Below are 12,030 nucleotides of genomic sequence, written 5' to 3'. Positions count from 1 at the left end.
TTTGTTGATCCACGAGTGGAGCATCATGCAAGCCAAGCCCCAAGCCATCCGTCGCGCCCTCCTGAGTGTTTCCGACAAGACCGGAATCGTCGAATTCGCTCGTGCCCTGGACGCCCGCGGCGTCGCCCTGCTGTCCACTGGCGGTACCTTCCGCCTGCTCAAGGACAACGGCCTTGCCGTGACGGAAGTGTCCGAGCACACCGGTTTCCCGGAAATGATGGATGGCCGGGTCAAGACCCTGCACCCGAAGATCCACGGTGGCATTCTCGGCCGTCGCGGCCAGGATGATGCGGTGATGGCCGAGCACGGCATCGACCCCATCGACATGGTCATCGTCAATCTGTACCCGTTCGCCGCTACCGTGGCCAATCCGGATTGCTCGCTGGAAGACGCCATCGAGAACATCGATATCGGCGGCCCGACCATGGTGCGTTCCTGCGCCAAGAACCACGCCCACACCACCATCGTCGTCAACGCCTCGGATTATGACCGCGTGATCGCCGAGATGGATGCCAACGACAACGCCGTCAGCGATGGCGCGCGCTTCGATCTGGCCGTGGCCGCCTTCGAGCACACCGCCGCCTACGATGGCGCCATCGCCAACTGGCTGGGCCAGCGTGTCGAAGGCGGCAGCGAAGGCCTGCCGCGTCAGTACAACGTCAGCCTGAGCAAGAAGCAGGACATGCGTTACGGCGAGAACCCGCACCAAAAGGCGGCCTTCTACGTCGAGGACGGTGCCACCGAGGCCAGCGTCGCCACGGCGGTGCAGGTGCAGGGCAAGGCGCTGTCCTACAACAACGTCGCCGACACCGATGCCGCCTTCGAATGCGTCAAGGCCTTCGACGAGACCGCCTGTGTCATCGTCAAGCACGCCAACCCGTGTGGCGTCGCCATCGGCGAGTCTGCCCTGGCCGCCTACGAGCGTGCCTTCCAGACCGACCCGACCAGCGCCTTCGGCGGCATCATCGCCTTCAACGTGCCGCTGGACGCCGAGACCGCGCAGGCGATCGTCTCGCGTCAGTTCGTCGAGGTGATCATCGCCCCGGGCATCAGCGAAGAGGCGGCTGCCATCGTCGCCACCAAGGCCAATGTGCGCCTGCTCGACGTCGCGGATGCCTGGGCGGCCGAGCGTACCGGCGGTCACGACTTCAAGCGTGTCACCGGCGGTCTGCTGGTCCAGGACCGCGACCAGGGCATGGTCGGCCGTGATGAGCTCAAGGTCGTCACCGAGCGTGCACCGAGCGAGCAGGAACTCAACGACCTGACCTTCGCCTGGAAAGTGGCCAAGTTCGTCAAGTCCAACGCCATCGTCTACATCAAGGATGGCCAGACCATCGGTGTGGGCGCCGGCCAGATGAGCCGCGTCTATTCCGCCAAGATCGCCGGCATCAAGGCCGCCGATGAAGGTCTGGAAGTGCCGGGCTCCGTGATGGCCTCCGATGCCTTCTTCCCGTTCCGCGACGGCATCGACGCCGCTGCGGCGGCCGGCATCACTGCCGTCATCCAGCCGGGTGGCTCCATGCGCGATCAGGAAGTCATCGATGCGGCCAACGAAGCCGGCATCGCCATGGTCTTCACCGGCATGCGTCACTTCCGTCACTGATCAATCCTCGCTGACCTGCACAGGTACCTGAACGGGTACCTAAGCTAGCGCCCACGCAGAAAGCCCCCGCCAGCGACATGCTGGCGGGGGCTTTTTCATGTGCATCTGACAAGAAACGCGGTCATTCGACCGGCAGGTTGACCCAGCGCAGGAAGTTGTCGCGCGCGACATTGCGCGCCGCCTGTGGCGACAGCGCATCGAGGAAGGGCGTATAGCTGGCGAGGATATCGCCCACCGAGCCGAAGCGCCCGACCACGTCACTGCCAAGCACGAAGCGCTGCGGGAAGCGCTCGACCAGCGACACCCAACGCGAGCGCGGCTGCCCTTCATCATCCAGCAAGTAGGGTTCCAGCACCGACCAGGACAGGTCGATATTCAGGTTGGGGTAGGTTTCCAGCATGCGCTCGATCTCGCCGTGCAGCCAGGTCATGCGCCCCAGACGGCGATTGAGCTCAGCACTGGTCCCGGCGTGTGCCCAGATGAAGGTCGTGTCCGGATTGTCGCGCACCGCACTCTCGAATTCCTCGAGATACAGGCCCTCATGCCCTTCCCGCTTGCTGGTGATGTTGGAATGCACCATCACCGGCAGCCCCTTCTCCGCCGCCAGCGCATAGACCTTCATCAAGGCCGGATGGTTGGCGCGCGGCGTCTCGCCTTCGGTCAGGCGCGTCAGGTCGTCATGGCGCGTGAAGACCTCCCCGATGCCCTTCCAGAAGCCGGGATAGATCGCCATCAGCTGGCGAATCTCGTCGGCAGCGTTCAGATCGGTGGGGTTGAAGCCGGTGATGAACGGCGAGAAACGCGCCTGTACCGGCTCGGGCGCGCGAGTCAGCGCCTCGGCCAGGATGTAGTCGGTACCGGAATACCAGTAGACCGGCGCATCATCGCCCATGTAGTACCGTGGCTTTTTGGGCGCGTCCTGCTGCCATTTCTTGGCAACGCCGATGCCCGTGACCAGGGCGTGATCGACCTGCGCCTCGTCCATGGCATCCAGCAAGGCCCCCAGACCATCACCCTGCTGGAAGAAGTCCACGAAGTGCAGATGGGCGTCGCTGTAGTGATAATCGCGCGTCTCGTCGGCTGACACGGATTCGAGAGCAGACAGGCTGCCGGCAAGCCCCAGCAGCAACGCCAACGCCCCCTGGACGAGAGGACGTTGGCGGGCGCGGGCAGGATGAGAGAGCTCGGCAGGACAAGAGGCCTTGGCAGGAAGAGAGGCACGGACGATGCGAGGGGCAAGCTTCAGCATGGGGAGCTCCGGGAAAAGGTCGCTCGATTCTGCGGCGCATCCCTGCCACGCGCAAGCAGCCTCAGCCCGCCAGTGCCGCCCCGCTCATGGCGTTTCGCGAGTTCGCCTGCTGCTCAGCAGCCTGCTGGCGGCGCGCGGTGACACGGTTCCAGACCTTCTCGTGGAAGAAGAAGGCGACGGTGTTGACCGCCGGCTCGACGATGGCGACCAGGCCGCCGACCACGATATCGCCGGTCAGCAGGTAGGTGACGCCGAAGGCGATGGAGAAGTGCATGCTGGCAAAGGTCAATGTCTTGATCATGTTGGCTGCCCTCCGGGCGGTCTACTCAGCGAGACGCTGAGCCTCAGCGCGTCGCATGTCATGGGGTCAGGCAACTGCGTGCTGCCTTGATGAACCAATAATAACGATTCTCAACTGCATGTAGAAATCACTTTGCACTACCTGGCTGATAAGCGTCAACTATCACGCGATTGAGCCGACCTGATGGCACGCCCTGCCAGCGGCATCGAGCGCGCCAGCTGCGGTCATATCCGCTAGAATGCCCTGCCGGCCCCTCGCGCCACTCTCGACCTGATGCCCGATGGCGCCGTTGTCACGATGGCCCGGCCAGCTTCGCGCCATTTTCCTCTACCGCTGCTTCAAGGTTGCCATGACGCCGCCACTCGACCCCGATGCTCTCCAGACACTGCTCGAACGCCTGTCCGATGATGCCAGCCGCTGCTTCAACGAGGGCAAGGTCGCGGACTATATCCCGGCACTGGCGCAGGTCGACCCTGACCAGTTCGGCATCTCCGTCTGCCATGTGGATGGCCGTGTCCAGTACGCCGGCAGCGCGCATACCCGCTTCTCGATCCAGTCGATCTCCAAGGTGCATGCGCTGGTACTGGCGATGCAGCGTCTTGAGAGCGACGAGATCTGGTCGCGCGTCGGTCGTGAACCCTCCGGCCAGGCCTTCAACTCGATCATGCAGCTGGAGGTCGAGAACGGCATTCCGCGCAATCCCTTCATCAATGCCGGTGCCCTGCTGATCACCGACCTGCTGGTGTCGCGTATCGTCTCGATCCAGAACACCCTGCGTGAGCAGCTCAGGCGTCTGTCCGGCAGCGACGATATCGGCTTCGATGAAAAGGTCGCGCGCTCGGAAATGGACCACAAGGCACGCAATGCCTCGCTGGCCTACCTGATGCAGGCCTACGGCAATGTGCATTCCGATGTGGATGACCTGCTGGATACCTACTTCCACAGCTGCTCGGTGTCGATGAACTGCGTGGAACTGGCGCGCAGCTTCGCCTTCCTCGCCAATCGCGGCGTCAATCCGCTGGATGGCAAGGAAGTGGTCTCGCCGCTGGAGACACGCCAGCTCAATGCGTTGTTGCTGACCTGCGGGCTTTACGACGCGGCAGGCGACTTCGCCTGGCGGGTGGGTCTGCCGGGCAAGAGTGGCGTCGGCGGTGGCATCATCGCCATCCTGCCGGGACAGATGAGCATCTGCGTCTGGTCACCACGCCTGGACGGCTACGGCAACTCGATTGCCGGGCGACATGCACTGGAAGGCCTGGTGGCGGGCATGGGGCTTTCGCCACTGGGGTGAGACCTGCGAGCCGAGAAGTGAGGACTGAGATGGGGACTGGGAAGTGAGCGTTGCGGCATGAGGGTTGCGGCGCGAGAGCCAAGATCCGAGATCCGACCCCGAAATCAGAGATCCAAACCCGAGATCAGAGATCCAAACCCGAGATCAGAAATCCGGCAATAAAAAAGGGCGAGTCGCGTCCGCCACGCCACTCGCCCTGTCTTCAATCCTTGAAGACTATCACCACAGGTCCCGCTCTTTGACTGTAGCGTAAATAAGCATATGCACAAGTAAGAGAATGCCGACAAAGCACACCTGTCTTTGGCCCTGATCTGCGCTAAAAGGCCGCGATATACCGCTTTGGTCTGACACGTGCAGCGCGAGACACTCCATCTCTACGACCAATGACTCATGCGCCTCTTGTCGCGACGCGCATGCCGTTCTCTCATCAGAAGCAAAAAGATCGCTCTCATCAGCAGCGAAAATTCCATGGCCAAGTTGCACCACACTCGGCGCAGACAGGTGGAATAAATGCATGGCATGAAAAAGCCCGCCCGGTTTCCCGGGCGGGCTTTTTGCCAGCTGATGGCGTGTCCAATCACTGCCTTGAGCGCTGGCCATCAATCAGCGATGCAAAGCTCCAGGAGGCAAAGTTCGAGGATGCAAGGCTCAAGCAAAGATCGACAGCGCAGATCCGATGACGATGGATCAGCCAAGTGAGAGACACAGATACTTGGTTTCCATGTACTCCTCGAGGCCATACTTGGAGCCTTCACGGCCCAGCCCCGATGCCTTGGTGCCACCGAAGGGCGCAGCGGCGTTGGAGATCAGCCCGGTATTGATACCGACCATGCCGTAGTCCAGACCTTCCGAGACGCGCCAGACACGCTTGAGGTCGCTGCTGTAGAAATAGCTGGCCAGACCGAATTCGGTGTCGTTGGCCATCTCGATCGCCTCTTCCTCGCTCTCGAAGGGGAAGATCGCCGCCAACGGTCCGAAGGTCTCCTCACGGGCGACCTTCATCTCCGGCGTCACCTGCGAGATCAGGGTCGGCGTGAAGAAGCTGCCCCCCAGCGGATGCGGATGGCCGCCCAGCAGCAGTTCGGCGCCCTTGTCGAGGGCATCCTGCACGTGCTCGGTGACCTTCTCGACGGCGTCGCCATCGATCAACGGACCGACCTTGACGCCCTCTTCCAGGCCATTGCCCACGGTCAGCTCGGCGTTCATGGCAGCAGCCAGCTTCTCGCTGAAGGCATTGACCACGCTGGACTGCACCAGGAAGCGATTGGTGCAGACGCAGGTCTGACCTGCATTGCGGAACTTGGCCGCCATCGCGCCTTCCACCGCCGCATCGAGATCGGCGTCTTCGAACACCAGGAAGGGCGCGTTGCCGCCAAGCTCCAGCGAGATCTTCTGGATATGCTGCGCGGCATTTGCCATCAGGCCACGCCCGACTTCCGTGGAGCCGGTGAAGGTCACCTTGCGCACGATGCTGGAATCGGTCATCGCCTTGGCGATGTCCTTGGCCGAGCCCGGCACGACGTTGAAGACGCCGCGCGGCACGCCAGCGCGTTCCGCCAGCACCGCCAGCGCCAGCGCCGAGAACGGCGTCTGGCTGGCCGGCTTGACCACGATCGGGCAGCCCGCGGCCAGCGCGGCGCCCGCCTTGCGGGTAATCATCGAGGCTGGGAAGTTCCACGGCGTGATCGCCCCCACCACTCCGACCGGCTGCTTGAGCACCAGGATGCGCTGGTCACGCTTGGCGGCCGGAATGGTGTCGCCATACACGCGCTGACCTTCTTCGGCGAACCAGCGCAGGAAGCTGGCCGCGTACTGGATTTCACCGGCGGCTTCGGCGAGGGGCTTGCCCTGCTCCAGCGTCATGATCTGCGCCAGATCATCCTTGTGCTCCAGCATCAAGGCGTACCACTTCATCAGGATGTCAGCGCGCTCCAGCGCCGGCGTCTCCTTCCAGTCCGCGAAGGAGTGCTGCGCCGCCTCGATGGCGCGTTCGGTCTCGGCGTAACCCAGCCGAGGCACGCGGCCGATGATCTCGCCGGTGGCAGGATTGTCGACCTCGATCTGCTCGCCGGAATCCGCGGCTACCCATCCACCGTCGATATAGGCAAATGGACGAAACAGACTGGTATCGTTGAGATGTTCCATGAAGACTCCCGAGGCGTGCTTGTGGGTCAAGGCAGTGATTCCCGGCTAACCGAGACTACTCAAGACTAACCTGATATAGCCTAGATGCGGGCGTGGCGCTAGATCCACAACCCTGCCAGTACTAGTACCACGATGGCCAGCCCGGCGAGCCACCAGCGCTTGCGCGTTGCTGGCCTGGCGGCGTCAGCCGTGGGCCAGGGCGCCTCGCCGGTCTCGCTCTCGGGCGGCATCGAGACGACTCGCCGCGCCTTCTGCTGCTTGATCCGCGCATTGAAGACCTGCACTGCACGCCCGTCGCGAAGCTCGAAGTCCACCGCCAGCCCCGGCCCCGGCAAGCCACGCCCGCGCCAGCCGACCAGATCGAAGGCGTGCTCACCGCCCTTCTCGTCCCGAATGGTGCCCTGCTGTTCTGCATCATCGAAATGGATGATTTCCCCGATCACATCATGTCTCCCGACTCTTCAGGCTTTTGCGCCTGATCTTCTCGACATCTGACCTTCTCGATATCTGAGCTTCTCGACATCTGACTTTCTCGACACCTGAGCTTCTCAACACCTGCCCCGGCCGACTAGTCATGCGCTTCGCGACTGTCCGACAGGGTGATAGACACCGAGTCAGAGAAGCGCAAGGCATGTGGCTTGTCGATCTCGACCTGCGCCGTCAGCACCTGTTCGTGCGCCATCACGATATCCAGCACCTCACGGGTCATGCGTTCGAGCAGCGCGAAACGCCCTTCCTCGACATGACGGATCAACTGCTTGGTGATGGTGCGGTAATTGAGCGCTTCACTGATGTGATTGAACTGCACGGCGCGTGCCGCGCGATAGCGGATCACCACGTTGATCACGACATCCTGGCGGTTCTGGATCTCGTCTTCATTGATCCCGATATAGGTCCTCAGGCGCAGATTCTTGATGCGAATGGTGGCGAGATCGTGATCGAGATGTTCATCGTGCAAGGCATGCATCGGCATCGGCAGGGACTCCTGATCAAGGGAAACGCGCGAGATGACTCCCAGACAAGAACGCCGCCTCGAAAGGCGGCGTCTTCACTCTGCTGTCAGCTGATCAACGTCAGGAATTCCTGACGGGTCGGCTGATTTTCGCGGAAGGCGCCCAGCATCACGGACGTCTTCATGCTGGAATTCTGCTTTTCCACCCCACGCATCATCATGCACATGTGACGCGCTTCGACCACGACGGCCACACCACGTGCACCGGTGACCTGCTGAACGGCCTCGGCGATCTGCTTGGTGAGGTTTTCCTGAATCTGCATGCGACGCGAATACATGTCGACGATACGCGCGAACTTGGACAGACCGAGCACCTTGCCAGACGGCAGATAGGCGATGTGGCACTTGCCGATGAACGGCAGCAGGTGATGCTCGCACATCGAGTAAAGCTCGATGTCCTTGACCAGTACCATCTCGTCCGTATCGGAGGTGAAGACAGCGCCGTTGACGATCTCCTCCAACGACTGTTGATAGCCATGAGTCAGGTACTGCATGGCCTTGGCCGCGCGCTTGGGCGTATCCAGCAGGCCCTCACGCTCTGGATCCTCACCCAACGCGGTGATGATCTGGCGGTAGTGGTTGGCAATCTCTTCGGTCATCCGTCTGCCTATGGTATCGGTCAGGGGCGCGCACTAGCGCACGCATAGCAGGGGTAAAGCACAAAAGTCATACACAAGCGATCAGATGGCAAGAAATCGTATAACTTCGTGTTCAATGTCAGGGCCAGATTCTACCTCAGGCATGCCGTCAACGCAGGTCTGTTCACGCGATTGTCGTATCCATGCAACACATGCGCCCCCATCGGTAACCGATGGGGGCGCATGAAGGGGCGATGTCACTCACTTCGTCAAAGGGGCTCAGGCCTCGCGACGACCTTCAGGTCATGTCACGACTGCCAGGCCATGTCGCGACTACCAGGCCATGTCGCGATCGCTAGGCCAGCCAACGCGGCGCAGACAGCGCGACGCGCTGCTGTTCCAGGCTGCGAATGTGGTCATCCCAGTAGCCCAGGCTCGCCACATGCGAGAAGGCTTGCGGGAAGGCGGGGTCCGACCAGCGCCGCACCACCCAGGCACTGTGACGCACCATGCGCAGTGTGCGCAGGGTCTCGATCCACTTGAGCTCGCTGCGATTGAACTCACAATGCTGCTCGTAGCCCTCCAGCACTTCGGACAGCTGCATGTGCAGCTCCGGGTCGCTCTGGCCGGTCAACAGCATCCACAGGTCCTGCACCGCCGGGGCGCTCAGGCAGTCATCGAAGTCGACCAGCGCGAAGCTGTCATCACGCCCCAGCATGTTGCCGATGTGGCAGTCGCCGTGGGTACGGATCAGGGCGCTTTCCGGCCAGCTCTGCTCCGCGACCAACGGGCGCAATGCCTCGATGACACGCTGGTAGCTGTCGCGCTGACGCTCACTCAGCCAGTCGGAGGCCAGCACGCTGGCGCAGCTCTCTTCGAGAATCCGCAGCGGCGAGAGCGTCTCCCGCTCGCGAAACGCGCTCTTGCGCCCCACCGCGTGCACGCGGCCGATCAGCTCACCCAGCTGATAGAGGTGCTCGGCAGATTCAAGCTCCGGCGCGCGCCCCACCACATGCGGGAAGAGAGCGAAGTCGAAGCCCTCGAATCGATGCAGCGTCTCGCCGGCCTCGTTCGCCCACGCGGGGGCGCCGGGGACACCGGCCTCATCCAGCTCGGCCAGGAAGGCGTGCTCCTCGAGAATCTGGGCACGGCTCCAGCGCTCGGGGCGATAGAACTTGGCCACCCAGCGGCGTCGGTCATCATCGGCGAGATGGTAGACACGATTCTCGTAACTGTTCAGCGCGAACGGCTCGCCGGGCAACCAGAAGCCCAGCGATTCGACAGCGGCCACGACACGGTCCGGCGCGAGAGCATCGAAGGGATGAAAACGCGTGTCTCCATGGCCCTCTGGCGCGGATGTCGTCGACCAGGTGTTGCCATTGGAGCGCGCATCCAACTCGCGCGAGGTGCCGGAAGATTGCGTGTCATCGGGGGAAACAGGATCAATAGGCATGGCAATTCCTCGGGCATGGACCAGCAAACGGCTGCCGGACCTTGCATGCTATGAGATTAGACCCTCTGCACGCCAGTCTTCTCCCTGATTGACCCCGCCTGCCCGCTGAGTTCAACGCCCGTTTCGAGGCTCAGCCCCGGCGGCATGTGTCGGGCAGCTCTACTTCGTGTCGCGTTTTCGGGTCACAGCGCCCCGCGCAAGGCCAGGGGAGTCCGCGCCAGCACGCAGGCATCGACCTCACGGGCACCGACCCGCAGGCAGGCCTGAGCAAGACTGTCGAGCGTCGCACCGCTGGTCATGACGTCATCGATCAGCAGCACGTGCTCGGGCAAGAGGCCGTCGATGTCATAACGCCCACGCTGCGCTTTCAGACGCCCGCGCCTATCCCGCAGGCGCTGATCCGGCGCTGCCCTGGCCACCGCGACTGACGCCTCGTGCGGCATGCGCCTGCCGCGCACCCGCGCCATATCCCGCTGATGGCCGGCGATGGCGGGGCCCAGCCCGCGACACAGTTCCGCCAGCGCATCATGGCCGCGCTGGCGACGACGATAGGCATCTGCCGGTACCAGCAGCACTGCGCCGTGAGGATGCGCCTGGCGCCACTCGCGACAGAAGTGCGCCAGCTCCCGCTGCATGAGCTGGCGCAGCAGTCGCCCAGCGCGGCGCTGATGCTGGTCCTTGTAGCGCTGGAACAGCCCCGCCAGCAACCCTTCATACCGCAGCGGCGCAAAGCAGCGCGCAAAGGCGGGCGGTGACGACAGGCACCGCCCGCAGGCCTGCTGACTCAATGCCAATGAGGCGACAGGCTCAGCACAACGCGGACAGGCATGCTGATTGCGCGCGATTCTCGCCTCGCAGGCGTCGCACCACTCGCGGCGCGATGTCAGCTCTCGCTCATGAGGCGAGCGTGTCGCTGGAGAGGAAAATGAATGGGGAGGTGACACTGAAGCGCTCTGCCGTTCGGTCGCGCCGGGCATGGCTGTCGTCAGCTGACGCTGACAGAAGGCGCAGGGTCGCGACAGCTGCCAGTGGTCAATCAGCAGAGTTCTCATCGTTGACAGCGCCCGCGGAAACTCTATCATCTCAGTTAACCTGACCCTACTCGATGCGTTGACTGGCCACTTGCCAGCTCGGCTGCCGACTCCCGGACTCACCCACGGATGACCGGCTCAGCGCACTCTCGCTCTGCCCGCCTGATGAAGGACCTCAAGCTCATGACCGTAGAAGCCTCCCGCGTGACCACACAAGCCACGAATATCCCTGCGCCTGCCGATGACAGCGTGGTACGCCATGACTGGAGCGTCGCGGAAATCGAGGCGCTGTTCGCCCTGCCCTTCAATGACCTGCTGTTCCGTGCCCAGCAGGTGCACCGCCAGCACTTCGACCCGAATGCGGTACAGGTCTCCACCCTGCTGTCGATCAAGACCGGCGCCTGCCCGGAAGACTGCAAGTACTGTCCGCAGTCAGGCCACTACAACACCGGCCTTGGCATGGAAAAGCTGATGGAAATCGAGAAGGTGGTCGAGCAGGCGCGTGCCGCCAAGGACGCCGGCGCCAGCCGCTTCTGCATGGGCGCGGCCTGGAAGAGCCCGCGTGAGCGCGACCTCGAAGTGGTCACCGAGATGGTGCGTCAGGTGAAGTCGCTGGGACTCGAGACCTGCATGACGCTGGGCATGGTCGATACCGATCAGGCCAGAAAGCTCGCGGATGCCGGCCTCGACTACTACAACCACAATCTGGACACCTCACCGGAGTACTACGGCGAGATCATCACCACGCGCAGCTACAGCGAGCGCCTGGACACCCTGGCCAGCGTGCGCGAAGCCGGCATGAAGGTGTGCTCCGGCGGCATCCTCGGCATGGGCGAGACCACCACCGACCGTGCCGGCCTGCTGCGTCAGCTGGCCAATCTGGAGCCGCAGCCGGAATCGGTGCCGATCAACATGCTGGTCAAGGTGGCGGGCACGCCGCTGGAGAATGTCGATGACCTCGATCCCATCGAGTTCATCCGCGCCATCGCCGTAGCACGCATCATGATGCCGAAGAGCCACGTGCGCCTGTCCGCCGGCCGCGAGCAGATGGACGATTCCACCCAGGCACTGGCCTTCCTCGCCGGCGCCAACTCAATCTTCTATGGCGAGCGCCTGCTGACCACCGGCAACCCGCAGGCCAACCGTGACCGCGAGCTGTTCGAGCGCCTCGGCCTGCACCCGGAGACCCGCCAGGAAGTCGCCAGCGACGAAGTGCGCGAAGCCGCTCTGAAGGCCGCCATGGAAGAACAGGCACGCGCCAATGTCGAGGGCAGCCTGTTCTATGACGCCACGCGCGAGGCGACGCCCGCCAGCAGCGAAGGCCATGTTCGCGAACGCAAGCCCTGCGGCCTGGTGGTCTGATCGCT

11 protein-coding genes are annotated in these 12,030 nt (G+C 63.1%); 3 read left to right on the top strand and 8 right to left on the bottom strand.

Annotated elements, in window-relative coordinates; genetic code table 11:
• Window positions 1-25 precede the first annotated feature (25 nt).
• Window positions 26-1,603 (top strand): bifunctional phosphoribosylaminoimidazolecarboxamide formyltransferase/IMP cyclohydrolase, encoded by a 1,578-nt coding sequence (purH, locus tag CLAM6_RS04145; protein WP_107335370.1) that lies wholly within the window; start codon window positions 26-28, stop codon window positions 1,601-1,603.
• A gap of 121 nt (window positions 1,604-1,724) precedes the next feature.
• On the opposite strand, the gene CLAM6_RS04140 is transcribed toward purH, so the two are convergent.
• Both CLAM6_RS04140 and CLAM6_RS04135 read right to left on the bottom strand, forming a co-directional pair.
• On the bottom strand, window positions 1,725-2,852 hold the full coding sequence (locus CLAM6_RS04140) for an amidohydrolase family protein (protein ID WP_153635226.1): 1,128 nt from the start codon (window positions 2,850-2,852) through the stop codon (window positions 1,725-1,727).
• A gap of 61 nt (window positions 2,853-2,913) precedes the next feature.
• On the bottom strand, window positions 2,914-3,153 hold the full coding sequence (locus CLAM6_RS04135) for a DUF2061 domain-containing protein (protein ID WP_153635225.1): 240 nt from the start codon (window positions 3,151-3,153) through the stop codon (window positions 2,914-2,916).
• Window positions 3,154-3,502: 349 nt separating this feature from the next.
• Between CLAM6_RS04135 and glsB the strand changes: the two genes are divergently transcribed.
• The gene (gene glsB, locus CLAM6_RS04130) at window positions 3,503-4,444 is read left to right on the top strand and encodes a glutaminase B (protein ID WP_153635224.1); all 942 of its coding nucleotides are present in this window, start codon (window positions 3,503-3,505) and stop codon (window positions 4,442-4,444) included.
• Window positions 4,445-5,131: 687 nt separating this feature from the next.
• On the opposite strand, the gene CLAM6_RS04125 is transcribed toward glsB, so the two are convergent.
• The 6 genes from CLAM6_RS04125 to CLAM6_RS04100 all read right to left on the bottom strand — a co-directional run bounded on the left by CLAM6_RS04125 (window position 5,132) and on the right by CLAM6_RS04100 (window position 10,426).
• Window positions 5,132-6,589 carry an NAD-dependent succinate-semialdehyde dehydrogenase gene (locus tag CLAM6_RS04125; RefSeq protein ID WP_043332412.1) on the bottom strand — a complete coding sequence of 486 codons (1,458 nt, stop codon included), beginning with the start codon at window positions 6,587-6,589 and terminating at the stop codon, window positions 5,132-5,134.
• 98 nt (window positions 6,590-6,687) lie between these two features.
• Window positions 6,688-7,032, bottom strand: coding sequence for a hypothetical protein (locus CLAM6_RS04120; protein ID WP_153635223.1), 345 nt, complete (start codon window positions 7,030-7,032; stop codon window positions 6,688-6,690).
• Window positions 7,033-7,157: 125 nt separating this feature from the next.
• On the bottom strand, window positions 7,158-7,562 hold the full coding sequence (gene folX, locus CLAM6_RS04115; protein WP_043332416.1) for a dihydroneopterin triphosphate 2'-epimerase: 405 nt from the start codon (window positions 7,560-7,562) through the stop codon (window positions 7,158-7,160).
• Window positions 7,563-7,648: 86 nt separating this feature from the next.
• Complete coding sequence (gene folE / locus CLAM6_RS04110) at window positions 7,649-8,200, bottom strand: GTP cyclohydrolase I FolE (protein WP_153635222.1); 552 nt, start codon at window positions 8,198-8,200, stop codon at window positions 7,649-7,651.
• Between the two features lie 334 nt (window positions 8,201-8,534).
• Complete coding sequence (locus CLAM6_RS04105; protein ID WP_153635221.1) at window positions 8,535-9,632, bottom strand: serine/threonine protein kinase; 1,098 nt, start codon at window positions 9,630-9,632, stop codon at window positions 8,535-8,537.
• A gap of 182 nt (window positions 9,633-9,814) precedes the next feature.
• A complete protein-coding gene (locus CLAM6_RS04100) occupies window positions 9,815-10,426 on the bottom strand; it encodes a ComF family protein (RefSeq protein WP_153635220.1) in 612 nt (203 codons plus the stop codon).
• A gap of 420 nt (window positions 10,427-10,846) precedes the next feature.
• On the opposite strand from CLAM6_RS04100, the gene bioB reads away from it, so the two are divergent.
• Window positions 10,847-12,025: a biotin synthase BioB gene (gene bioB, locus CLAM6_RS04095; protein WP_153635219.1), complete on the top strand. Its 1,179-nt coding sequence runs from the start codon at window positions 10,847-10,849 to the stop codon at window positions 12,023-12,025.
• Window positions 12,026-12,030: the final 5 nt, after the last annotated feature.

It is taken from the genome of Cobetia sp. AM6 (genome assembly GCF_009617955.1).
Taxonomy (GTDB): domain Bacteria; phylum Pseudomonadota; class Gammaproteobacteria; order Pseudomonadales; family Halomonadaceae; genus Cobetia; species Cobetia amphilecti.
Note: the sequence above shows the minus strand (reverse complement) of the source record. Positions and strands in the feature narration are given on the sequence as shown.

What these genes read in the sequence shown, in the direction of transcription:
- CLAM6_RS04135 (WP_153635225.1), bottom strand. Translation starts at nt 3,153, where the DNA reads ATGATCAAGACATTGACCTTTGCCAGCATGCACTTCTCCATCGCCTTC.
- folE (WP_153635222.1), bottom strand. Translation starts at nt 8,200, where the DNA reads ATGACCGAAGAGATTGCCAACCACTACCGCCAGATCATCACCGCGTTG.
- CLAM6_RS04125 (WP_043332412.1), bottom strand. Translation starts at nt 6,589, where the DNA reads ATGGAACATCTCAACGATACCAGTCTGTTTCGTCCATTTGCCTATATC.
- bioB (WP_153635219.1), top strand. Translation starts at nt 10,847, where the DNA reads ATGACCGTAGAAGCCTCCCGCGTGACCACACAAGCCACGAATATCCCT.
- glsB (WP_153635224.1), top strand. Translation starts at nt 3,503, where the DNA reads ATGACGCCGCCACTCGACCCCGATGCTCTCCAGACACTGCTCGAACGC.
- folX (WP_043332416.1), bottom strand. Translation starts at nt 7,562, where the DNA reads ATGCCGATGCATGCCTTGCACGATGAACATCTCGATCACGATCTCGCC.
- CLAM6_RS04105 (WP_153635221.1), bottom strand. Translation starts at nt 9,632, where the DNA reads ATGCCTATTGATCCTGTTTCCCCCGATGACACGCAATCTTCCGGCACC.
- CLAM6_RS04140 (WP_153635226.1), bottom strand. Translation starts at nt 2,852, where the DNA reads ATGCTGAAGCTTGCCCCTCGCATCGTCCGTGCCTCTCTTCCTGCCAAG.
- purH (WP_107335370.1), top strand. Translation starts at nt 26, where the DNA reads ATGCAAGCCAAGCCCCAAGCCATCCGTCGCGCCCTCCTGAGTGTTTCC.